Annotated in this window: 17 protein-coding genes and 1 pseudogene; 2 read left to right on the forward strand and 16 right to left on the reverse strand. The window is 35.6% G+C overall.

All coding sequences use genetic code 11. The features are described 5' to 3' along the window. Position 1: 1 nt before the first annotated feature. The 5 genes and pseudogenes from KFZ70_RS16680 to KFZ70_RS16700 all read right to left on the reverse strand — a co-directional run bounded on the left by KFZ70_RS16680 (position 2) and on the right by KFZ70_RS16700 (position 5070). On the reverse strand, positions 2 to 493 hold the full coding sequence (locus KFZ70_RS16680) for a TRAP transporter small permease (protein WP_139698862.1): 492 nt from the start codon (positions 491 to 493) through the stop codon (positions 2 to 4). A 2-nt stretch (positions 494 to 495) separates the two neighbouring features. Beyond that, positions 496 to 1470, reverse strand: coding sequence for a TRAP transporter substrate-binding protein (locus KFZ70_RS16685; RefSeq protein WP_139698861.1), 975 nt, complete (start codon positions 1468 to 1470; stop codon positions 496 to 498). Between the two features lie 118 nt (positions 1471 to 1588). Beyond that, positions 1589 to 2992, reverse strand: a complete 1404-nt coding sequence (uxaC, locus tag KFZ70_RS16690; RefSeq protein WP_139698860.1) for a glucuronate isomerase — start codon at positions 2990 to 2992, stop codon at positions 1589 to 1591. Positions 2993 to 3046: 54 nt separating this feature from the next. Then, positions 3047 to 4221 (reverse strand): annotated as a pseudogene (gene uxuA / locus KFZ70_RS16695) (mannonate dehydratase). A gap of 21 nt (positions 4222 to 4242) precedes the next feature. Beyond that, complete coding sequence (locus KFZ70_RS16700) at positions 4243 to 5070, reverse strand: SDR family oxidoreductase (RefSeq protein ID WP_407515770.1); 828 nt, start codon at positions 5068 to 5070, stop codon at positions 4243 to 4245. Positions 5071 to 5386: 316 nt separating this feature from the next. Between KFZ70_RS16700 and KFZ70_RS16705 the strand changes: the two genes are divergently transcribed. Further along, a complete protein-coding gene (locus tag KFZ70_RS16705) occupies positions 5387 to 6382 on the forward strand; it encodes an oxidoreductase family protein (RefSeq protein ID WP_139697685.1) in 996 nt (331 codons plus the stop codon). Between the two features lie 31 nt (positions 6383 to 6413). Further along, positions 6414 to 7271, forward strand: coding sequence for an inositol monophosphatase family protein (locus tag KFZ70_RS16710; RefSeq protein WP_158293212.1), 858 nt, complete (start codon positions 6414 to 6416; stop codon positions 7269 to 7271). A 10-nt stretch (positions 7272 to 7281) separates the two neighbouring features. Here KFZ70_RS16710 and KFZ70_RS16715 read toward each other — a convergent pair whose 3' ends face one another. The 11 genes from KFZ70_RS16715 to KFZ70_RS16765 all read right to left on the reverse strand — a co-directional run bounded on the left by KFZ70_RS16715 (position 7282) and on the right by KFZ70_RS16765 (position 25915). Then, complete coding sequence (locus KFZ70_RS16715) at positions 7282 to 8082, reverse strand: HAD family hydrolase (RefSeq protein ID WP_139697687.1); 801 nt, start codon at positions 8080 to 8082, stop codon at positions 7282 to 7284. Between the two features lie 145 nt (positions 8083 to 8227). After that, positions 8228 to 9667: an efflux transporter outer membrane subunit gene (locus tag KFZ70_RS16720; protein WP_158293213.1), complete on the reverse strand. Its 1440-nt coding sequence runs from the start codon at positions 9665 to 9667 to the stop codon at positions 8228 to 8230. A gap of 19 nt (positions 9668 to 9686) precedes the next feature. Beyond that, the gene (locus tag KFZ70_RS16725; RefSeq protein ID WP_139697689.1) at positions 9687 to 12851 is read right to left on the reverse strand and encodes an efflux RND transporter permease subunit; all 3165 of its coding nucleotides are present in this window, start codon (positions 12849 to 12851) and stop codon (positions 9687 to 9689) included. A 3-nt stretch (positions 12852 to 12854) separates the two neighbouring features. Continuing rightward, positions 12855 to 14027, reverse strand: a complete 1173-nt coding sequence (locus tag KFZ70_RS16730) for an efflux RND transporter periplasmic adaptor subunit (RefSeq protein ID WP_139697690.1) — start codon at positions 14025 to 14027, stop codon at positions 12855 to 12857. A 176-nt stretch (positions 14028 to 14203) separates the two neighbouring features. After that, the gene (locus KFZ70_RS16735; protein WP_139697691.1) at positions 14204 to 16654 is read right to left on the reverse strand and encodes a glycoside hydrolase family 2 TIM barrel-domain containing protein; all 2451 of its coding nucleotides are present in this window, start codon (positions 16652 to 16654) and stop codon (positions 14204 to 14206) included. A 131-nt stretch (positions 16655 to 16785) separates the two neighbouring features. Further along, entirely contained in the window at positions 16786 to 18315 is a 1530-nt protein-coding gene (locus tag KFZ70_RS16740) for an alpha-L-fucosidase (protein ID WP_139697693.1), read from the reverse strand. 87 nt (positions 18316 to 18402) lie between these two features. Then, complete coding sequence (locus tag KFZ70_RS16745) at positions 18403 to 19953, reverse strand: arylsulfatase (protein ID WP_233244062.1); 1551 nt, start codon at positions 19951 to 19953, stop codon at positions 18403 to 18405. Positions 19954 to 20000: 47 nt separating this feature from the next. After that, entirely contained in the window at positions 20001 to 21419 is a 1419-nt protein-coding gene (locus tag KFZ70_RS16750) for a glycoside hydrolase family 28 protein (protein ID WP_139697695.1), read from the reverse strand. A gap of 12 nt (positions 21420 to 21431) precedes the next feature. Further along, complete coding sequence (locus KFZ70_RS16755) at positions 21432 to 22319, reverse strand: family 16 glycosylhydrolase (protein ID WP_139697697.1); 888 nt, start codon at positions 22317 to 22319, stop codon at positions 21432 to 21434. 49 nt (positions 22320 to 22368) lie between these two features. Next, a complete protein-coding gene (locus KFZ70_RS16760) occupies positions 22369 to 24039 on the reverse strand; it encodes a sulfatase-like hydrolase/transferase (protein WP_139697699.1) in 1671 nt (556 codons plus the stop codon). A 55-nt stretch (positions 24040 to 24094) separates the two neighbouring features. Beyond that, the gene (locus KFZ70_RS16765; protein WP_139697702.1) at positions 24095 to 25915 is read right to left on the reverse strand and encodes an arylsulfatase; all 1821 of its coding nucleotides are present in this window, start codon (positions 25913 to 25915) and stop codon (positions 24095 to 24097) included. Between the last annotated feature and the right edge of the window lie 205 nt (positions 25916 to 26120).

Genomic DNA, 26120 nt, shown 5'->3' on the forward strand with positions numbered 1-26120 from the left:
GTTAGTCGATGATTTGGTTAGCATTAATTTTGAATATGTGGTAAACAGAGAAACACATAATAAGAAGCCCACTTGCGGGTAATATAGCATAAATATACCCTAAAGGAATTCGTAAGGTTCCTGATAATTGCTCTAAGTGTAGAGTTATATACACCAAGTTAAAACCGCCAATAACCATAACAATTAAAGCAAATAAAAAAATACAGCACTCGATAAATAAAAGTACCTTCTTTCTTGTTTTTTCAGAAAACTTCTGATACAAAAAATCCATAGACAAATGCATTCTTTTACCATTTAAATATGCTGCTCCTAAAATGGACATCCATATTAACGAAAAACGCGCCAATTCTTCCGTAAAAGCAAAAGAGGTATTTAAAATATATCGCGAAAACACCTGACTCAAAACATCAATAACTAACAAACCAAAAATGACAATAAGTATAATTTCCATCAATCTACATACCTTATCAAATATAATATCTGCTGATTTCATAATTACTCTCTTATTATGTTGTTGATTAATTCACTCATTTCTGGATGCGCTTTTAAAAAGGCTTCCAAAACGGGTTTCGACTTTTCTTGAAATAGTGACTTTTCCGGAATAATAATCTCTACACCTGCCTTTTTAGCGATAGCCATAGACTGGTCAACAGATTCTTTCCAAAATTGCTTTTGCGCCTGTGAAGACTCATCGGCAGATTCTTGAACCCATTTTTTTTCTTGATCTGATAACTTATCCCAAAACTTTGTTCCTATCAATAAAACATCTGGTACTGAGGAATGCTGATCAAGCGTATAATACTTACTTACCTCATAATGGTTTGATGACACAAAGGAAGGTGGGTTATTTTCGGCACCATCTACTACCCCTTGCTGAATGGCTGTGTATAACTCGCCGTAAGCCATTGGTGTTGCCGATCCTCCAAGGGCATTAACCATATTGATAGCCATTTGATTATTCATCACACGTATTTTTAGCCCTCTTAAATCATCAGGAGTTCTAATAGCTTTATTTGAGGTATAAAAACTTCGGCTACCAGCATCATAATAACATAAACCGCGTAACCAAAACTTACTCCCTTTTTCTAATATTGATTTACCAATTTCTCCTTCTAAAACCTCAAATTGATGATCTTTATCTTTGAATAAATAAGGTATGCCCAATACGTGATACTCAGGTACAAAATTAGATAAGGTGGCTGCGCTCACTTTAGTTGCTGCTACACTTCCTATTTGTAAAAGCTCTAATACTTCCCGTTCTGATCCTAATTGCCCATCTGGAAAAATCTTCATTTCTAATGCGCCGTTGGATTTCTTTTCTAATGCCTTTTTAAATTCTAAAATGCCTTTATGTACAGGATGCGTTTGAGGAAGTGTATGTGCCAAATAAAGCATTTTTGTGCCCTTGTTTTCCATACATGACCATAAACTTGCGCAAATAAGCAAAAGGAAAGCCTGTTTTATTCTCATTCTTATTTTATTTTAGTTTAATATGAGTGCTATTAGTGCTATTTAAAACGATTTCTGTTAAAACTAAGTCGTCAACAAATATATGAAATGCAATCGATTGTATTTGTATGGCTAACCCTTAAATATTGAAATACTTAACCGCATTATAATAACAAATATCTTGTATCATTTTGCCAACAAAATCTAAATCATTTGGGATAAGCCCTTGCTTAATATCTTCAGCTAAAACATTACATAAAATACGCCTAAAGTACTCATGTCGTGGAAAAGATAAAAAGCTTCTACTATCGGTTAACATACCTACAAAGTGACTTAATAGTCCCATATTGCCCAAACAGTTTATCTGCTTTTCCATACCATCTTTTTGGTCTAAAAACCACCAACCTGAGCCCCACTGCATTTTACCTTTACAATCTGAGTTTTGAAAATTACCCATCATAGTTGCAAACACCTCGTTATGTGCAGGATTTAAATTGTAGGTTATGGTTTTAGCCAATTGGTTTGTAGCGTTCAAACCATCAAACAACTTGGACATAAACTGAGCCATTGGAAAATCACTCATCGAATCTACACCAGCATCCAACCCTATTTGCCCTAATAGCCTTGAATTGTTATTTCTTATTGGTCCCAAATGGTACTGTTGTACCCATTTATATTCATGGTATTTTTTTCCTAAATGAATAAATAAAAACGAACGATATTTGTTTATTTCTGCTTCTGTAAGACCTGCTCCTGCTAATTTATTTTTGAAAATCGTATCAACTTCTTCTTGCGTATATTCTACCATTTCAAGACGTTCACCTACACCAAAGTCTGATAATTTACAACCTTGCTGATTAAAGAATTCTATTCGCTGATTTATAGCTTTTACAAAATCAGAAAGCGAATTAATTGGTATTCCAGATGCCTTAGTTAATTTAGCTAAATAGGATGTGAAAGTATCTTTATTAATAAAGAACAATTCATCTGCTCTAAAAGTAGGGAGTACCTTTGTAAAGAAGTTTTGTTCTTTACAAGCCTTATGGGAGCTTAAATCATCAGTAGGATCATCTGTGGTACAAATAACTTCAACCTTCATATCTTCCAACAACTGGGCTGGTGTTTTTTGGGCTAATACCCTATTAGCCTTCTCATAAATAAATTCGGCAGTTGAGGGTTGAAGTATATCATCAACATCAAAGTACCGTTTCAGTTCAAGGTGTGTCCAATGAAACAACGGATTTTTTAATGTATAGGGCACCGTTTCTGCCCACTTAACAAACTTCTCTTTGTTTGACGTTACTGAACCTGTAATGAATATCTCTTCTATACCATGGGCGCGCATGCCTCGCCATTTATAATGATCTTCGCTAAGCCATGCTTCTGTAATATTATTTACTGGCTTATTCTCTGCTATTTTTTGTGGCGATAAGTGATTATGATAATCTATTATTGGCAAATCTTTAGCATACTGTTGATACAAGTGTTCTGCGATTTCTGATTGCAGTAAAAAATTATCATGTATAAATGATTCACTCTTCATATGTCCTGTTATTTTAGATAAGCTTTACCTACCTTATAGAATTGATTCTCTTAACTACAAGCTTTTGACTATTCCAAAGGCTAAGCCTCTTAACTCTGCTAAACCACGAAGCCTCCCTATTCCTGAATATCCAGGGTTTGTCTTTTTATGTAAATCATCTAACATTTGATGGCCATGATCTGGTCTTACTGGTATATCAGCATCTTTGTACCCTTCTGATTGTCTTCTTTTTTCCTCTAAAAGAACCGCTCTCATCACAGCATACATATCTACATCTCCTTCTAAATGGTTGGCTTCATAAAAATTACCCATTTCGTCACGCTTTGTACTTCTCAAGTGAAGAAAATGTACTCTATCTGCAAAACGGTTAAATATCTGTACCAAATCATTATCAGCTCGCACACCTAATGATCCTGTACAAAACGTAATTCCGTTAGATCTATCAGGGACATTATCAAATAAATACGCATAATCTGATTCGGTACTCACTACTCTTGGTAAACCTAAAATTGGATACGGTGGATCATCGGGATGAATGCACATTAAAACCTCGTTTTGAGAAGCTACAGGAATAATCTCTTTCAAAAATAAAACTAGGTTTTCTCTTAACACTTGAGCATCAATTGCTTTATAGGTATCTAAAATGGTTTGAAACTGCTCAAGTGTATAACCTTCTTCAGCACCTGGTAAACCCGCAATAATATTGTTAACTAATTTTTCCTTTTGAGCTTCTGATAGGTTATCAAAATAGACTTTAGCCGCTTCTTGCTGCGCTTTGGTATAAACAGCTTCTGCCCCGGTCGCTTTAATAAAAACAACTCAAATGCCGCAAAAGCTACAACATCAAAGCGCAATGCTTTAGAACCATCTTCTACTTGAAATTCCAAATCGGTTCGTGTCCAATCTAAAACAGGCATAAAATTATAGCATACAATGTGTATACCACAGGAGGCTAAGTTTTCAATACTCTGTTTGTAACGCTCTATATAAATTTTAAAATTCCCTGAACGCGTTTTTATGTTTTCATGCACGGGTATGCTTTCTACAACACTCCAGCTAAGACCTGCTTGCTCTATAACTGATTTCCGTTTTTGTATCTCTTCAATTGTCCAAACCTCGCCATTTGGTATATGATGTAAAGCCGAAACAACGCCTGTGGCTCCTGCTTGACTTATATCTGATAATGAAACGGGATCATTGGGCCCGTACCATCGCCATGTTTGTTCCATATATTCTTTTTCTATTAAATGTTAAACGCCACTATAGGCACTAAATCCTCCATCAATGGGCACTACAACTCCCGTTACAAAAGAAGCCCCCTCTCCACATAACCATAATGTGGTGCCTACCAAATCTTCGGGCTCTCCAAATTTGCCCATAGGGGTTTGTTCTATAATTTGATTACCCCGCTGGGTTAAACTCCCATCTGAATTAGTAAGTAAGCTTCTATTTTGGTCGGTTAAGAAAAAACCTGGTGCCAAAGCATTTACACGAATACCTACCTTTGAAAAATGTACCGCTAGCCACTGCGTAAAATTGGATACCGCCGCTTTGGCTCCACTATAGGCTGGTATTTTGGTTAGTGGTGTAAACGCATTCATAGAAGACACGTTTAAAATACTACACCCTGTTTGACCAACCATATCTTGCGCAAAAACTTGCGTTGGCAATAGAGTGCCTATAAAATTAAGGTTGAACACAAACTCAATGCCCTTAGGGTCTAAATCAAAAAAAGTTTTGAAACCGTCTTCTTTATTTAATAAATCCTCCGCTAAAAGAAACGGATTGCTTGTGGTTCCTAAAGGATGATTACCACCTGCTCCGTTTATTAATATATCACATCCACCAAATGCCTCATTAACTTCTTTCTTTGCTGCAATAAGCGATTCCTTTTCTAAAACATTAGCCTCTACACCAATGGCATCTCCACCCGATTTATTAATTTTATCTGCAACTGCTTCGGCTGAACTCTTATTTAAATCTAAAAGCGCAATTTTGTTGCCTTGCTTTGCTAAGGCTGAGGCTAGTGTGCTACATAGCACACCGCCTGCTCCTGTTACTACTATTGTTTTACTCATCTAGTCTTGTATGTTTGGTTCCTTAAATAGTTTTTTAGGTCTCTCAATAAAACCTTGATTTCTTTAGATAAAAAAACCAAGTATCCTGCTCTGTCCTGCATGCAAATATAAACAAAGGCTAATAATCTACAAAATTGAAAATTAAAGATTTACATCAAAAAAAACACGAGCTAAAACAAACATAAACACCTTACAACAAACCTATTAACCCAATATACACCCAATAAAACCACTAATACATCAGGACGAAATTTTGAATTTCACCTTAACAGCTTTCTATTTTTAACCTTATGTTTGCAGAACATTTATTTCAATTATGGACACATCGATTAAAACCATAGTTCTTGATATCACCCAAGCCGAATCCATTAATAAAGTTGAAGAAATCCAAAGCCTTTGGAGCGGATATGGAAGCATTTTAAGATGTACTTTAAACAAAGCCAAGTACCAATCTATTGTTTTAAAACATATAAAACGTCCAAAATCAAACCACCACCCACATGGATGGAACACCAATTTGTCTCATCAGCGAAAATTAAAATCATACCATATTGAAAAAGCATTTTACAAATTATGGAGCCAACACTGTGATGATTATTGTTATGTTCCTGATTGCTATTTTGCTAAAGAAATGGATGCAGAATCAATTATAATATTAGAAGATTTGAAAGCTTCTGGATTCTCTGAAATAAGACATTCTGTACAATTAAGCGATATCAAACTATGTCTTAATTGGCTAGCTAATTTTCATGCTTGCTTTATCAATAAGACACCAACCGAACTCTGGAAAACAGGAACCTACTGGCATTTAGAAACGCGACCCGATGAACTTGAAGCCCTAAATGATGTTATCTTAAAGGACGCTGCTTCTCAAATCGATCAATGTTTAAACCAGTGTAAATTTAAAACGTTTGTTCATGGAGATGCAAAACTTGCCAATTTTTGTTTTACTCCTAACAGCAAAAAGGTGGCTGCAGTAGATTTTCAGTATGTAGGCGGCGGTTGCGGCATGAAGGACGTAGCCTATTTTATAGGAAGTTGTTTAAGTGAAAAAGAATGTGAAAAACTTGAAAAAGAGTTATTAAACTACTACTTTAAAGCTTTAGAGATAGCATTAACAAGAAAAAGAAGCACTATCAATTTTCAGGAATTAGAAACCGAATGGCGTACTCTTTTCCCTGTTGCTTGGGCTGATTTTCATCGTTTTTTAAAAGGATGGAGTCCAGAACACTGGAAACTAAACAGCTATAGCGAAAAGCTAACCAAACAAGTTATTTCTCAACTTAAATCTAGTCATTTTGATACTAAATAATTCTGATTTAAATTATCTTTGCAAACAAGCAATGGCTGCAGCAAAAATAGCTGGCAACTTCATACATAATTATAATAAGGATAATCTAAAAGTTTTAAGAAAAGAAAGTGGCACTAGCCAAGCATCCCAAGTGGTCACCGAGGTAGATTTAAAATGCGAAAGCTTAATTTTAAACATCTTAAAACCAACAATTAAGACCTATGATTTAGGTCTTCTTACAGAAGAGAGTGTTGATACGAAAAGTCGATTAGAGAAAGACTATTTTTGGTGTATAGATCCCTTAGACGGTACATTACCTTTTACGGAATCCAGATCAGGATATGCGGTATCCATAGCCTTAGTTTCAAAGCAAGGCATATCACAAATAGGCGTTGTTTTTGATCCTGTTAATCAAAACTTATACCATGCTATTATTAATCAAGGTGCATTTAAAAACCATACACCATGGCATATAGCTTCAAATACTCCTCATACTTTAAGTTTTTACTTTAACGGCAGTTTTAAAACACAAACCCACTTTAACGATGTTACATCAAAATTAAATGAGGTAGCATCTCATTTTGGCACCAACAACATCACATGCATGCCCGTTCTTGGCGCTGTCATGAATGCTTGCCAAGCCCTAGAACATATGCCATCTTGTTTTTTTGCTTTTCCTAAACGAGAAGACGGCAATGGAAGCATTTGGGATTATGCCGCAACAGCTTGCATTTATAAAGAAATAGGTGCTTATGTTGGTGATATTTTTGGTTCTCCTTTACATCTAAATTCAAAAACTTCAACCTTTATGAATGCCAGAGGAATTCTTTTTGCAAGCAATAAAAATTTAGGGCTTGCAATACAACATATGTACACTGCATATTTTCAAAACTCTATTGGCAACGTTTAAGAATTGTGTATTATGAAGCTATAAGTTTTTCAAGAATATACTCCACACCTTCTTCTGAATTCGTTTTAGTTTCAAAACGCGCAGCTTCTTTAACCTTAGGGTGGGCATTTCCCATGGCATAACTAAAATAACCCAAGCGCATCATTTCTAAATCATTATTATAGTCGCCAAAAATCATAGTCTCATGGGTGGCAATATTCATTTTTTCCTGAACCATTTGCAAGGCATAAGCCTTATTTGCATTTATATGCGAAATATCAAGCCAATGTTGGCCTGAAACAATAACTTGGAAGCTCTTATTTAATGATTGAATATGCGGAAGCACAAAGTCTTCGCTTGATTCAAAATGGTAAACCGCTATTTTAAGAAATTCATCATCAATATCCTGTAGCAAATCATCAATCACCTCATATGCCACATAATACTGTTTAAATTTAGAAATAAAATGCGCATCATTAGTTTCTATATAAGCGGCTTTTCTCCCACACAATACCACATAACAATGTGATATAGTTCTTAAAAGCTCCACAGTCTTTGCAACTTCGGATTTTGATAGTTGTAGTAGCACCTTAGTTTCTTGTTCATGCTGTAAAACACCTCCATTTTCACCGATAATAGTAATATCATTTTTAATGATGTCTAACTTATCTACAATACTCTGATACTGCCTACCACTAGCCGCAACAAAATGTATGTTTCGCTTCTTCAATGCTTTAAACTGGCTAAAAAACCGATAACTCACTTCGTTATTCTGATTTAATAAAGTGCCATCCATATCCGATACTACAAGCTTAACTTTTGAAAAATCCATAGGCTACCATTAAGCAACAAAAATACATTAGTGTCTTGTTAAAAAATACTTTACCAAGTTAAATTTATTTAAAATTTAATTTTAAAAGTTAAAGGCGCAAAATTTTGAAAATTCTACGCCTTTAATATCTGTATAATAACAATCTCTAATTTTCTTGGGCCTGTGCAGCTTGTATCATTTCATCTTCTGAAATCCACCCTCCACCTAGTGCTTTATAGAGAAAAATATAAGCACTAAATAACTTTTGAGTGGCTTCAGACAACCCTAAACTAGCCTCGAAAGCTTGTCGCTGACTCTCTATGAGTTCCAAATAACTAGTAACCCCTTTATCATAACGTTCAGAAGACAAATACTGAGCGTTTTCTGCAGCTTTCACATGTGATTTACGTGCTTCTAATTCATTCTTTAGTGTGCTAATAGCAACTAAAGCATCTTCAACCTCCTTAAATGCTGTTATCACCGTTTTTTCATATTGCAAAATAGCCTGTTCCGTTTTGTAACGTTCTACATCTACACGTCGTTTATTTTTACCAAACTCGAATAATGGTCCTAATATATTCACCGCTCCAGCATAAGCCGTTGGATTACTCGTAAAATCTGAAATATCTGTACTTGCTAAACCTAAAAACCCTGTTAAACTTATGGACGGAAAACGTTGCGCCACAGCCACACCAATCCTTGCATTTTGTGCCTGTACTAAATACTCTGTCTGCATGATATCTGGTCTTCTGGTTAGTAGTAATGAAGGTAGTCCCACAGGAATATCAGGCGGCATGTTCTGCGTATTAAGTGCTTTGCCAAGCTGAATAGCTTGAGGTACTCTACCCAAAATTACAGCAAGCGCATTTTCAGTTTGGGCGATACTGCGTTCAAAAAATGGTACGGCAGCAGCTGCTATAGCACGTTGAATTTGCGATTGATTTAAGTCAATTTCAGGAACAATACCATTTTTGTAACGCTCACTGACTATAAACAATGACTTGTCTCTAAGCTCTAATGTTTTTTGAGAAATATACAAACGCCATTTAAAATCAAGCAATTGATAATACGTGGTAGCTATTTGAGAAATAAGTCCAATTTGCACTGATCGCTTTCCAAATTCTGAAGCCAATAACTCACCTTTGGCCGCTTCATTAGCACGCCTGAATTTTCCCCAAAAATCAAGTTCCCAATTTATTGTTCCAAAGCCTGTAAACAAATTACTTGTAGACAAATCTGGATTGGGTTGACCGGCAATTAAATTCCCTCGGGTTGCGCTACCGTTATAACCAAATTTTGGCCATAAATCCGCTCTTGACATTCCGAGTAGAGCTTTGGCTTGGTCAATTCTACTTGAAGCAATTAATAAATCTTGATTTTCTGCTAACCCAATTTTTATCAATTCCTCTAAAACCGGATCATCAAACATCTCCCACCATTTTATATTTATTAGAGAATCTGTTTGTGCCACCTTTAAGCTATCAAATCTGTAAACTGCGGTCGAGTCAATTTTTGAAACCGGCTTCCTATATTTTGGTCCTACTTTACATCCTTCCAATAAAAAGATAAAAACAAGAACTACTACAAATAATAATTTGCTATTCATTTTTAATATTTTTTTCATCTTAATTTGAAATTTCTTTTATTACTGACAATTCGCGTTCTCTTTTCTTTTCATATTTACCTAGCTTACCGATTAAAACATATAACATGGGATAAAAGAAAACACCTAATAAGGTAGCAATAGTCATTCCTCCTAATAAAGCCATTCCCATGACCTTTCTAGATTCGGCGCCCGAACCAGTTGCTATAACCAATGGAAAAACCCCAAGAATAAACGAAAATGCCGTCATTAATATAGGTCTAAATCTAGATTTAGCCGCCTTAATTGCCGCATCAAATAAGCTTAAACCACCTTTAAACTCATCATGAGCAAACTCTACAATCAGAATAGCATTTTTAGCTGCCATACCAATAAGCATGACAAAGGAAACTTGTGCAAAAATGTTATTTTCAAAAGATGGACTAAACAATCTTGATATCCATAGAAAGATTAAGGCTCCAAAAATAGCAAACGGGGTTCCTAATAATATTGAAAAAGGCAAAGACCAACTTTCATATTGAGCCGCTAATATTAAAAACACAAAAATCAATGAAAATGTTAAGATAACTGCTAATGAGCCAGAAGCTTTCTTTTCTTGAAAAGACATAGCATTCCAACCATAACTCATATCATCTGGTAAGGACTCTTGTGCTACTTCCTCTAATGCTGCCATAGCTTGAGCCGAGGTGTACCCAGGAGCTGGAGCTCCTGTTACCTCAACGGCTCTATATAAATTAAATCGGTTGGTATAATCAGGACCACTTACGGGCTTTACGGTTGCTATTGCCGATAATCTTACCATATTTCCTTCATTATTTTTCACAAAGAAATTTCTAATCTGGTCTTCACTTTCCCGGTACTCTGGTTCGGCTTGAATATAGGTTTTGTATAATCTTCCAAAACGTGTAAAATCATTCACATAGGCACCACCCATAAAAGCACCAATAGTTGCGTATAAATCATTTAAAGGAACTCCTAATTTCAAGGCCTTTTCTTTATCAATATCCATAAAACGTTGAGGTACGTTGGCCTGAAATGTTGTAAACGCAGCACCTATCTCTGGTCTTTTATTCGCTTCTTGTATAAACTTCATCGTATTAGCGCCCAAATACTCTGGTGTATTTCCGCCACGGTCTTGAATCATTATACTAAAACCAGAACCATTACCTAGACCAGGGAGGGCTGGTGGTCCAAAAGCAAATACTTGAGCCCCTTTTATTTTTTGAGCTAATTCAACATTCAGCCTACCTATAATTTCTTTAGCTGTTAGCTCGCGTTCTCCCCATTCTTTGAGTGTTACAAACATAAAACCATTATTAGGCACCATAGATCCAGCTAAAACACTATAACCTGTAGCGGAAGTTAAAAATGTAACATCAGGATGACTTAAAATAACTTCTTCAACTTCTTGAGCAATTCTATTGGTTCTTTGAATAGATGCAGCATTTGGCAATTGAATATTGACATAGAAATATCCCATATCTTCTTCAGGTATAAAACCTCCAGGTACCATTTTCCCAAATACAGCAGCTCCTATGGTCAATAACACTATAAAAACGACTCCTCTTTTTGTTTTTCGGGTTACAATATTGGTGAAACTCATATAAGAATTAGTAGTCTTATCTAATCCACCATTAAATTTCTCGAATATTTTACCTAAAACACCTGAATATGGCTTAGGCTCCTTTAATAAAATAGAACACAATGCTGGGCTGAGTGTTAATGCGTTTACGGAAGACACAATAACCGACACTACAATAGTTATTGCAAATTGTTGATAAAGCAAGCCTGTTATACCCGCCATCCCTGCCACCGGAATAAATACCGCTATTAAAACCAAAGTTGTTGCTATTACTGGTGCCGTAACTTTACGCATGGCATCAAAAGTAGCCTCTTTGGTATTCATACCCTTAGCTATATTAACCTGAACAGCTTCTACCACCACAATAGCATCATCAACTACAATACCAATGGCTAAAACCAACCCTAAAAGAGATAGAACATTAATGGTAAACCCTAACAGCGGAAAAAACATAAATGCTCCAACCAAAGACACTGGAATAGCTAAGGTTGGTATTAATGTTGCTCTCCAATCTTGTATAAATAAAAATACTACAAATACTACCAGAACAAGGGCAACAATTAAAGTCACCACAATATCTTTTATACCGGCTGTAATTGGTAAGGTTGAATCTAGTGCTACTTCATATTTAACACTTTCAGGAAAGCTTTTTGACAGCTCATCCATTTCAGCTAATAGATTCTGGGCTAGCTCAACCGCATTAGATCCTGGAGCTTGATATAAAGCTATAATAGCACAGGTTTCTTTATTAACCCTTGGAATCATATTGTACGTTTCAACCCCAAGATTAACTTCTGCTATATCTCCAATCTTTACCTGAGAACCATCAGAATTTGTTCTCACCACAATATTTTCAAAGGCTTCGGGTGAATTAAAACGCTCAGGTAGTCTAACAGTGTAAGTAAACTCCGTTCCAGCAGGTGCTGGTTCTGCTCCAAACTTTCCTCCTGGTACAATTATATTCTGTGAATTAATAGCGGCCATTATTTCGGGTACAGTCATCCCCAGCTTAGCTAGAAGATCTGGTTTTACCCAAATACGCATAGAATAATTTGAAGCCCCCAAAATATCAACACGACCAATTCCCTTTACCCTTGCTAATTGGTCCTTTATATTAATTAAAGCGTAGTTACCTAAAAACTCTTGATCATATCTACCGTCTGATGTTAACGCCAAAGCCATCATAATATTCGGTAAAGACTTTTTAGTTGTAACACCATACTTAGTCACTTCCTGAGGTAATTTTGCAGATGCAGCCGATACTCTATTTTGAGCCAAAACCGTATTCATATCGGGATCTGTTCCCACATCAAAAGAAATATCAATAACCATACTACCATCATTGGCATTGGTAGATTTCATATAAATCATATTATCAACCCCATTAATTTCTTGCTCTAATGGTGTTGCCACAGATTCTTCTACATTAATAGCATTAGCTCCGGTATAATTAGCTCTAACTTGAACTATTGGAGGTGTTAAATTTGGATATTGCTCAATGGGTAAACCAATTACTGAAACACCGCCTACAATAACAATAACAATTGCTATAACCATAGCCACAATGGGTCTGCGGACGAAAAAATTCCCTGAATTCTCAGCCATAATCTATTTTTTTGAATATTGACTTTTAAATTCAGTAAGTGCAGGGCTTACCTTCATGCCGGTGGCCACTTTCTGAAGTCCTTCCATAACAACCAAATCACCTTCATTTACCCCTTCTTCAATAACTACCATATCATGAATATTTTCAAGAACTTTAACCGTTCTTGATTGAATGGTGTTCTCCTTATCTACAACAAAAACAGAATACTGACCCTGAAGTTCTCTGACACATTTTTGGGGCACTAGTAAAGCATGCTCTAGAATATCAACTTCTGTCTTTATTTTAGAAAACATACCTGGCCGTAACAACCCTTCCGGATTAGGAAATAGAGCCTGAACTATAATTGAACCTGTTGACTCATCAACCTCTCTTCCAACAAATTCAACCAGACCTTTATGCTCATAAGTCGTACCATCGGCTAAAATCAACTCTATATTTCTTTTTGCCCTTTCAGAAGCATTTTTGGTTTTGTCTTTTTCATCAAGCTTAGCAAACTCTCTGGCTAAAATAATATACTCTGATTCCGTTATAAAAAACTGAACTCTAACTTGATCAATTCTTGAAACCACATTTAAAATAACAGGATTAGGTTCTCTCCCCACAAACTCACCTGTTCTAGCTTCTGTTTTTCCTATTAAACCATCTATAGGGGATTTAATTTTAGTATAGCTCAAATTAATTTCTGCAATTTTTAAGTTGGCTTGAGCCGCTTTTAAGGATGCGGCGCTAGCATCTCTATCTGCTTTAACCGCATCAAAATCACTTTTACTTACGGCATTAATTTCTGCTAAAGGTGTATATCGTACCAACTCATTCTCTGCATTTACTAAATGAATTTTTGCTTGAGCTACCTTACTTTGCTCAGAAGAAACTTGAGCAACAAACGGCTGTGCATCAATAGAATATAACAATTGTCCTTTTTTTACGGGAAAACCTTCTTTAAAATGCACCCCCTCCAGAAAACCTTCAACTCTTGCGCGTATTGGAATATCAAGAAATCCGTAGACTTGCCCAACAAATTCTCTATAAATGGGGACATCTTTTTGAATTACTTTAATCACCTTAACATTAGGTGGAACTGCTGCTAATTCTTTGCCTTTATCCTTACAGGACAATACAAAAGTTGATACGGCTAAAATAAAAGCCACAAAACTGAAATGGTAATTGCTTTTCATGAAGAGGTAATTTCTTTAACGTTTGATTAGGTTAAAGATAAAACTATTTCAGTAATACTCAGATTAGAACACTTCTTTTTTACATTAATTTAGAGTCATTTAAAACTTTTACAAAGTAAAATGGTGGTTAGGATAACACCCCAACCACCATTTAAAAATAGCATTGCTAATTTTGTTTATTTACTTAAAACCGTAATTTTTGCACTACGTAATGATTTTGACTTAGCCGACAGCGTTATGTTTCCTGATGTTTCTGAAGCTTTTAAAATAGCTAAACACATGCCACTAAAAGCTTTTCTATGAGGCGCCTGAAACGACTCTAAACTCGTTTGATCTCCATTATCAACCGCGATAAGTTCTCCGGCTCCCTTTACAGAGAAATTTACTAAGTTATTAGCATTGGGACATAAATTACCGTCTTTATCTTCAATTCTTATGGTTACATAAGCCAAATCAGATCCGTCTGCATTTATTTCAGCTCTATCAACAGACAAACTAATTTTTGCAGGCTTTCCTGCCGTATTAATCTGTTCTTCCTGAACCACTTTTCCATCCTTATAGCCTACTACTTTTATGCTTCCTGCTTCATAAGGTACATTCCAAGACAATCTGTATTTAGATTGGAATGTTTTAGGCTCGTACCTTAAAAAATCAACTTTTAATTCGGTTAAATCCTTTCCTTTTACCTTTTTCCCCATAGACTTTCCATTAACAAAAAGCTCAGCACTATCACAGTTTGTATAGCAATACACAGGAATTGTTTGTCCTTCCATACCTTTCCAGTTCCAGTGCGGCAATAGGTGAATCATGGGTTTTGTGCTCCATTGACTTTGGTATAGGAAAAACCTATCTTTAGGAAACCCACATAAATCAACCGCTCCAAAATAAGAACCATGTGATGGCCAATCGGCATTCCAATACCCATTGGTAGAATTGTCTTTTCCGCCATAGGGTGTCGGTTCTCCTAAATAATCAAAACCTGTCCAGATAAATTCTCCCATAACATAGGGGTTTTGCTCTTGAAAGTGAAATTCAACATCTGGTGGGTATGCCCATGGTGGGCCAATTAAATCATAACTTGTTACATGTTTTGATTCATGTGTTTGGTATTTTTCTATTGGTAAATGATATACCCCACGACTACTCGTACAGCTTGATGTTTCTGAACCATATAAAGGCAATTCTGGAAACATGTCTCTTATTTCGCTATACTTTGTAGGTTTGTAATTCATACCCGCAATATCTACTTGCTGTGCAAAATTGAAGGTATAAGGGTTAATGTAATTATTCATACCCATAGTACTTGGGCGCGTAGGATCTGTTTCTTTACATACATCATGCAGCATTTTAGCAACCTTCCAACCGTTCTTTCTATCACGTTGCTCTATAATTTCATTACCCGTACTCCACATAATTACTGAAGGATGATTACGATCTCGTAAAATCATATCTTTCAAATCTCTTTCAGCCCACTCGTCAAAAAACTTATTGTACCCATTAGGCACTTTTTCCATTTTCCAAACATCAAAAGCTTCATCTAGCACCACTAAACCAAGTTCATCACAAGCCTCTAAAAATTCACGTGATGGTGGATTATGACTTGTTCTAATGGCGTTCACCCCCATATCTATCATAATCTGTAATTTACGTTCGTCGGCTCTTTTATAAACCGCAGCCCCTAACGAGCCATTATCATGGTGTATACATACCCCATTAAAGCGTACCAGCTTATTATTCAAGAAAAACCCATCCTTGGTATAGCGTATACTTCTTAAACCAATTCTAGACTTATAGGTATCTGTAATTTTTCCGTTTGCGCTAAGGGTGGTAATAACGTTATACAAATTTGGAACGCCGATATCCCAAATCTTTGGATTTTCAATGTTATTCCAAACCGCAGAAACAGCCTTTGAATGGGCTTCAACCTCAATACTATCTTCTACTGTAGCTACCGTTTTTCCATCTGGATCAATATACTCATGCTTTACCGTAACCGAAGTGTTCTCATTGCTATTGTTAATCACGGTTGTTTCATTTTGAACCACCGCCAATTTTTCAGTTACGGTTGGTGTAACAATATAAGTACCCCATTGACCAACGTGAATAGGATTATCAATTTTCAACCAAACGGAGCGATACAAACCTGCTCCTGGATACCACCGTGATGATAAATCTTCAGGAGTTAACCGCACTGCCACAACATTATCTGAGCCATCATACTTTAAATAGTTACTAATATCAAATTCAAAACCAATATAGCCGTACGGACGATGCCCAACCAATTCTCCATTAATCCACACATGAGCATTATACATAGCGCCTTCAAATTCTAATCGAACCACCTTTCCTTTGGTATTGGCTTCCATTTTAAAATGTTTCCTGTACCAACCTGTACCATGAAATGGCAATCCTCCTGCGCGGGCATTGTATTTTACATCAAAAGGTCCCTCAATAGCCCAATCGTGCGGCAAATCCAAATTTCGCCATTTTGAATCATCAAATGTTATCTGTTCAGCACCTTGGGCCTTATCATTATAAAACTTCCATGAAGCATTAAAATTTAGATCCTGAGCACACAGATAATATCCCATTACTAAAAAACATAGTAAACTAAAAAGTTTATTCATTTTATTAATTTTAAATATTTGATTTATTTTTTTATTATTTTATCTTCTTTTTAATATCAACAATTATCTTATCTTTCATTATTCCTTTTTAACATTTCCAATTACAGATAGGATTATTCGTGTATATAAACTTATTTTAAAACTATTTTATAGACCAACGCTTTTTCTGCTTCTGCTGGTCTATTTTTAGGCTGTTTTAAAATTAACCCTAGTTTATTCCTTTTCCATTGAATTTTTTCCTCGCTTCCTAAAACAGACACCGATTTAATTTTTAATGCCTTACCTTGATTAGCAAAGACTTCTAAGATTCTTTCTGATTCCTTTTCATTCCACCCCAATTGAATAGCATACACCACCTTTCCTTTTTGGGTATATCTTACATCGGACGAATTTAATTTGTTCAACCCTTGTTTGATAGCTCCGTATGCATTCCAAGCGTCTGCTTCATCTCTTTTTAAAACAGTAGTACCTTCCCCAAACACTAAAAACGGTTTAGTATCATAAATAGCTTCACCATATAATTGCATCCAAGCCCCAATACCTTCCATAGCATTCACTTGCTCTACAGGCATAGTTCCATCTGCCATAGGACCCGCCGATAAAAGCATAACCCCATTCTTACTTACCACCTCAGCTAATATCCTAATAGCCTGTGCAGGATCAATCGCAGTTCTTTTCTCTTTATTGTAGCACCAACTACTCCCTAAAATGAAATCGGTAATCCACACTTCTGATGTAATATCTTCCATAGTAGCACGCTCCACATTAACCACAGCTAATTCGGTTGGAAAAAAATTGCCTTTGGTGTTTACAACAACCTCTTTGTTTTCTACTTTTGCCTTATTAAAATAGTTTACAAGAAACTGTTTTCTGTAATCTTCAGAAATAAAACGTTGCCCAAAATCCATCCAGATATAATCAGGGCAATGCGCTTCAATAACTTCGTTCAATTTTCCTAACCAAAGGTCTTGCGCCTCATTATAATCCATATTACAATAGAGGTTTTTATATTTTTCATCTTGTGGCACCTCACAATTTTCGTATACATAATTGTACGTATTAAGTGTTACAGGACGTAAATAAGACAAATCAGGTTTGGGATAAAACATGTTATGAAACCCATGATGAAATGTTGCCATAAACTTTAAGCCTCTTTTTTTAGTTTCTTCACCAATGGCTTTTACCACATCAATACCAGGCCCCATACCAACAGAATTCCATTCATTTACTTGACTATCCCAAAGCGAAAACCCATCATGATGTTCTGCAATTGATCCAATAAATTTGGCCCCCATATTTTCAAACATATCTACCCATGCTTTGGCATTGAACTTTGGAGCCTTCCACATGGGAATAAAATCATGATAATGAAAGTTTTCACCGTAGTTTTTTCTGTGCTTTTTATACACTTCTCCTCCCCAAAGATTTGGGTGGCGGTCTGGTACATACATCCAGCGCGGATACCACTCGCCATCTGTAGCTGGAACAGAATACACCCCCCAATGAAAATACACCCCTAACTTGGCATTTGCAAACCATTCTGGCACTGCTTTATGCTTTTTTAAAGATTCCCAGGTTGCTTTAAAATTTTCTTGTGCCGACATATGTCCTACAAAAAATAGGACTACAACTAATTTAAAAAAAGGTATAAAAGATTTCATGATTACCACTTAAGTTTATTTTATACAAATGTCTTAATTAAACTTAACGAGGCATACCACAAAAGGTTTACATACTGCAACAAAATGTCAAAAATGCGATCCAGTAAACACTAAACTCTCTCGAGTTTGATTATATTTATTATATAGTTCTTGTATCTTTTTTTGATAGTTGGGGTTTTTGATATAATTCTTAGACTCTTCTTCCTCTACATTATCATTCAAATTAAACAAGGCTACAGGTGTACTTGTTTTATTTGTTTTATCCTTTTTATCAACTTGTAGAATCAATTTCCATCCGTTATCAATTAAAATAAACTCATGTTGAGATCCACCTTGAACCATTAAAAAAGGATGCGTTGTTGCCTGCTTTTCATTTTTTAAAACAGGTAATAAGTTATATGAATCTTGAGCTACATTATTACTAAGTTTTTGATTTGAAATGGCCGCTATAGTAGCCATAATATCCAACCCTAAAATGGGATTATCTGACATTTGATTGGGTTTTATTTCATCGGGCCAACTGACAATAAACGGTACTCTATGACCACCTTCATATGCTTGATTCTTAGCTCCACGATAGATGTCGCTTACTTTATGCCCAGATTTTGCTGTTTTCTTATCTCCCAGCAATCCTCCATTATCTGAAGTAAAAATAAATACCGTATTGTCATATATGCCTTGTTGCTTTAATGTATTTACCATCATGCCCATTTGCACATCAAGCTCTTTAATCATATCCATATGCAAAGATGGTGTAGTTCCCTTTATGTTAACACCATCTAATGTGCTGGCTGGCGCATGTGGTACGTGAACCGCCTGAGAGCAATAATACATGAAAAATGGTTTTTCTTTATTGGCATTTTTGGTTATATAATCAACGGCCTTATTAGCTAGAATAGTTCCTATGTTATGGGGATCCCAATTTGAATCACCATAGCCAATAGCTTTATCAAGTTTCAAATTTAATTTAGCTAAGTATTCAGCATCAATAATTTCAATTTTAGAATCTTCTTTTAATTTCAACCATTGGTCATTTTCATAAACAGCATAGGGCACACTTTGAATGCCTGCTGGTAAAGTTACACTATAATCAAACCCTAATTGGGTTGGACCATGCAGTATTTTGGTTATGTCAATATCAAGTACAGGTGCTTTTCCTATTTTTGGCTCATAAATTTTTTCTGGCACCCCTTTTTTGGCAAAACTAGTACCGATATGCCACTTTCCAAAAAATGCTGTGTTATAATTGGCTTGTTTCATAAGCTTGCCCAAGGTCATTTGATCGTCTTTTATGACGGATTTAGCATAACCCGACCATACACCCCACGGTTCTGAACTCCTATAACAACTATTACCTGTCATTATAGCATACCTTGTTGTGGCACACAAGGCTGCTGGTGCATGAGCATCTGTAAACATCATACCTGCATCTGCTAAACTATCAATATTAGGGGTTTCTAATATGATGTTGTCACTATGTAATCGGCGGTATTTTGAAATATCACCTACACCAATATCATCTGCTAAAACAACTATAATATTCGGCTTTTTGTTTGATATCTCAACACTTTTTTGAGCTTCTACAAACAACATAGACATCAAAAACAGAAGTGTTAAATGAAATTTATAATTTGTCATAATTAATCACGTTTACCTTTTTACAATTTTGTTCAAGTGTTTCAAAACTACATATTAACATCTTCTAAAATAATCTCTTCTCTTTTATCGACATTTCTAAGAGAAAAAGAAACATCATGCATTTCTAATGATTCAATATGTCTTCCATAAAGTCCGTAGGCAGGTGTTGCGCCTAGTTTAGTAAATTCTGGATACTGTGTTTCATTTTCAGGCACCTTTATCTTTGAATCTTCTTCTACACCTCCTCCAGGTAAACTCACCTTTATGTTTTCAAATGTAATACGCCCTATTTTATGGTTTTGAGTTCCCGTAAAGAAAAACCCAGTAGTTGGATTTAACCTTAATTTTGAAGCATCCGAAACTTGAGCATTGACATTTTTAATAACTACGTTATTGATAGAACCTACAGGCTGTTTTGGTGCGTCTCTGTAGGTTAAACCACGTTCTCCTAACCGGATAAAAATAGGCATTTCAACATCTTTCATTTCAATATTTTCAATTAATACGTGATTAATATCCGCTCCATCTACACTTAAAATTTTAATACCTCCTCCTTTAGTATCATGAATAAAACAGTCTTTAATGGTGATGTTTTTAAAATCTCCCATAGACTCCGTACCAAACTTAATAGCACCCCATTCACTTTTAATGTTACAGTTATAAACCTCAATATCGGATGTTGGTTTAGGACTGGTTGATTTAAAGCAAATAGCATCATCGCCAGAATCAATAGTCACATTTTTAACAAGACCATTTATACTTGAATCCATATCTATGGCATCATTATTTTGATTGGCGTGACTGTGTATATCAATGCCATCGACCTCAAATCCGTCACACTCAAAAAAATGCAAGGTCCAAGCGGCCGGTTGTCTTAAATGTATATCTTTAAGCCTTACATTTTTAGACCTAACCATACGTACTAAAAATGGTCTGTTTGACAACCGTATATTATTGTTCACATACTTGCCTCCTTCTGCAATAAGCCCCTTTAAATCAGGTTTTATCAACTCAACATTCAGCTTCGATAAGGTTTTCTTTATATTGGCGGGCGTAAACATTTCGCCTTGACCATTTATAGTTCCTTTTCCTGATATAGCTACATTGTCAACATCAATGGCACCTATAAAACATTGGCCTCTAAATTGACCCGTTGCATCAATAAACGGATCAACAACTGGGTAATCATTAGGGTTAATACTCCCTTGAAGTACCGTTTTTTCTGTGATTTTTAAATTGACATTATTTTTCAGCAATAAGGTTCCAGATATATAGGTGGCACCATCAACCAGTACAGTACCTCCCCCTTTTTTTGCACAGTCATCAATGGCTTTTTGAATAAATAATGTATTTATTGTTTTTCCATCATCAAGGGCTCCGTAATCTTTTATATTCCAAACCTCTTGTTTTTTACAAGAGAAAAAACAAATTAAACAACTCCAGATTAAAACAAATACTTTTTTCATTTTCACAGTTTTTTAATCAACCAATTTCCATGTTCTCACCCAATCATAGAGGGTTGTTCTATCTTCAAAAGAGCCTGTCATGCCACCATCTTCAGGCACTGGATTCCAGTTATAGGTCTCTACAACCATTCTTAAGTGCATAGGCAGATTAAAGTCTGCCTTAGGCGTTACCTTTTCAACAAACTCTCCATCTAAGAAGAATAGCACTTCTTTTTCACTTTTCCACCAAACCCCATACACATGAAAATCTTCATAGGTTTTTCCTGCTGTTGGCGTTTTTCCCCCTATGGTTCCAGCGGGGATATCACAACCATCTTGAATACCTCTACTATGAGTATTAAAGCCCATTCTTTGATCGGCGTCTTGAGCAAAATCCTTATCTGTATTGATTTGTCCTACACACTCTTGAACATCCAACTCTGTTACTCTCCTATCACAATCAATAGCTTCTTCTCTTTCATTAATCAACCAAAAGGTAGAAGACATAAAGGTTTTGTTTCCTTTCATTCTACACTCATAATAGCCATAGGTCATTCCTTTTCTTGAACCCGCATAACCACCTCCGTGTGTAAATACTTTTCCTTCTTTTTTTACATCTTTAGGTAGTTTAGTAGCTGTTATTTGCAGATTACCATGAGCTACGGTGACATTGCTGGGTAAAAACAAACCTGGGGCTCGCCCAATCCAACCTTGACCTGAAATTTGCCATTTTTTTTGGTTAACCTTACTGCCGCTAAATTCATCAGACATGCTTTTAACGAGCTTCCATTTCTTTTCTGAAGATACAGGACTTTCTCCCTCTTTGAAATATGGTGCCTTTTGTGCATAACTACCAGAAGTTAACGATATGAGGAATAAGGTTAAGAGAAATTGATAGGGCTTTGTATAAAAAAATGTCATGTTTTAAAGTTTGTTATATTTAATAATGTTCTTCAGTTTGTTTTAGCTTTTAATGTCCACCATCAGGATGACTATCATTTGTATATCTAAGTACCTTTGGCGCGCCATTGCCTCTTGCATTTTTTATTTCAACCGCCCACTGTTGTTTAAATGTATTTAGAATTAAGGCATGCTCCTCATCATTAATCAGATTATTTAATTCAGCTGGATCATTTTTCAAATGATACAATTCTTCATATACTGGTTGTTCGCCATCCACTGGACCTTCAACAAAACTTCTATAAATTGCAATATCTGGATCATGAACCGTATAGAGTATTTTGTTAACGGGTATACCTAATTGTTTAGCCACTTTAATTTTTTTTGTGGCCGAAAATGTTTCATTCTTGTAATACCTAATGTATTTCCACTCGTCATTCTGAACGGATTCACATCTTGGATTTCCAAATTGTGTTGACCATAAATTTTCAGTATACACATAATCTCTTACCTTTAAAGGTTCTCCATAAACCAAAGGAAGTATATTGGAGCCTTGAAAACTTTTTGGTTGTTCTAAACCTGCAATAGATAGTATGGTTGCTGCTACATCAATACTTTGTACTAAAGCATCGCTTTTTAATCCTTTATACTTTCTTTTTACTCTAGGATCCATGATAATCATAGGAACATGTGTGGTTTTTTCGTAGCACAATGCTTTTCCTCCAAGGCCTTGTTCTCCCATAAACAAACCATGATCGGATGTAAAAATAATTACCGTATTCTTATCTAACTTTAAATCTTTTAACTTTTTACGCAAATTACCAACCAACCTATCTATACCTGTCATAGCTTGTAATTGTCGGATGTATCGTTCTTTATTGGTTTCTGGTGTATCTACATAATTATATCCATCTTGTCTGTCTTCAGCACGTAATAAATCAGATGGTAACTTTGGTATTTTTATATCAGCCTTGGCCACATAATGCTCTGGCAATGGAATATCTAAATCACGATATAAGGTTTTGTAAATGTCATCATCTTCAGGAAGCAATTTCATCGATTTTGTACCATTGCCATGTGGTAAATTAAAATTTATTGACAATATAAAAGGTTTATCTGTAGGACGCTCTTCAAAAAATCGGATAGCTCCTTTTAAACGTCTTTCATTATTATCAATAAAATCATTAACGCCTTCATTGATAACTTCAGGTTGTGTATGAGCAATAGCATCGTTAAAAATTTCATGAACCTTTTTAGGATAAAAACTAAGGTGCCCATGCCCCGCATACCAATAATCAAAACTTTTTTCCATAACACCACTAGTATAACCTCCGTTTCCTATAGGTGCATGGTTTTTTCCAACCCATCCTGTATAATATCCTGCTTTTCTCATAATCATAGGATAGGATTGTTCCCAAGCTTCATCAGAAACACTTGTTCCAGAATTAAAATTTACGCCATGTTTTCGCTCATATTGACTCAATAGAATTGATATTCTACTCGGTGTACAAATGGCACTTGTAATATGGGCATTAGTAAAAAATATGCCATCTTGTGACAATTGATCGAGATGAGGCGTTTGAACAATTTCATTACCATCACAACCCATTAACCCATAAGATTGGTCATCGGTTAAAATAAAAACAATATTAGGTCGCTCGTCCTTTTGTGCAAATACGCTTAAGATATTAAGCACAAAAAGAAGTAATAATGTTGTTTTAAAAAGTGATTTTATAGTCATGTGTTTGTAAAAAAGTAAGTCTGAAATATTTAATATTTTATAGTATGAGTATTCGTTACACTTTTTCGATATAGACGTAATAGGCTACATTTTCTTCGCCCTTATCATTAAAGAAACTAGCATTTAATTTGGTTTTCCCCGACTTAAGAGACACATTAAAAACGGCCTCCTTATCTGAATTAGTTACTGGAACAGATACGTCAATGTCTTCACCTATTTTTATAGTAGCTTTTACATAGTTCAAGTTTTCTCCCTGCGGGATATCCTTTTCTAAACCAGGCAAATCTTGTTTTGTTATCCCAGGAATACTGGTATTGATTAACAAATCAGCTTCAACAGGATAACGCCTTAGTGCCATGTTGTAATCACCAGCTTCTTTCACATCAATACTCCAATAGCCTTCCCCTTTTGCTCCTTCTCTTATGTATACTTGATTCCATGGTTGGCTACCATTTGGGGCATGTACATCATGTGCGGTAAGCGCTACTGGATTTTCTTCTTTAAGTCCAATTTTAAAATATACTTCTTCTTCAAAATCTTCTGACACTTGTTTCCACCACTGATCATAAAAGGCACGCATCTCTTTAACTCTTTTTGGATATTGACTAGCCAAGTCTTCTTTTTGTCCCTTATCTATTTCAAGATTATAGAGTTCTTTCCCATCAATAAGTCGCCATTTGTTTTGCATAACCGAAGAGTTTCTCCACTTTTCAGGCACTTGAATTCTTTGAGAATCTGCAATAAGCATTCGGTTATTTTTATGCTTTGTATTTTCAATAAAAGGGACTAAACTCTCTCCATCTAAAGGTAAATGTCCTTTGGGTAAATCAATACCACATAACTGTGCTAACGTGGGCATGACATCTAATTGAGAAGTCAATTCATTTATATCTTTAGCCTCAGAAATTTTACCATCTTTCCAATGAATAAAAAACGGCACTCTGTGCCCCCCTTCATAAGCACTTCCTTTTGTTCCTCTCATGCCTGCATTAAAACCAGTAGCTGGTTTACCCTTGTGGTAAGCTATTCCTGCAGAAGTACCATTGTCTGTCATGAAAATTAAAATGGTATTATCAGCAATATCTAATTCTTTTAACGTTTTTCTCAGTTTACCAAGATTATCATCAACATTTGTAATCATACCATAAAAGCGCTTTTGCTTTTCTGTGAGCACCTCATCACTCAACTCTTTATACATATTATAGTACTCTACTGGCACATTATATGGACCATGAGGCGCATTGGTTGCTATATAACAAAAGAAAGGTTTGTTTCTGTTATCCTTTATGAACGTAATAGCCTCATTAAAAAACACGTCGGTACAGTAGCCTTTATATTTTTGAGGCTTCCCGTTGTGAAAATAGGTATCATTAAAATAAGTATTCCCCCAATAATCTGGTGTTTGATAAACACCGCCACCACCATGCATCACGGTTTCTTGAAAACCTCTATCTTCTGGTCTGAACGGATAATTATCACCTAAGTGCCATTTCCCAAATGCACCTGTAACATAGCCGCCTTCAACAAACATGTTTGCCATGGTTTTTTCTCGCTCCCTTAATAAAGACCACCCTCCAACAGTATGCCATACGCCAACAGTATTTGCATAGCGCCCTGTCATTAACCCTGAACGTGTAGGTGCACAGGTTGGTCCTACATGAAAATCAGTTAAACGATAGCTTTCCTGATACAAATTATCAATATTAGGCGTTTTTATAATGTCATTACCATGAGCTCCAATATCTCCATAACCTTGATCATCGGTTAACACCAAGATAACATTAGGTTTTATTATATCTTGACCTTTTTGTTTTATTTTATTAGAACACCCTAAAAAGGTTAACCACGCAAAACACACAACATGTAACAGCCTCATTTATACTACTAGTTTTTTTTATTTCTTAACCAAATGTATTTATAATCACATACTTTATTTAAACCATACGGTTCTAATAATGTAACAAATGGTCTCAAACTCTATATTCCACTAAAAAATGCTCTCTTAAACTTTTTTTGAGCAAAAAAAAAAGATAGTTTTCTATATAAACACCATGATTACTTTGTTTATTACCCCTTCCTTT

It is taken from the genome of Allotamlana fucoidanivorans (assembly GCF_045788535.1).
GTDB classification, from domain to species: domain Bacteria; phylum Bacteroidota; class Bacteroidia; order Flavobacteriales; family Flavobacteriaceae; genus Allotamlana; species Allotamlana fucoidanivorans.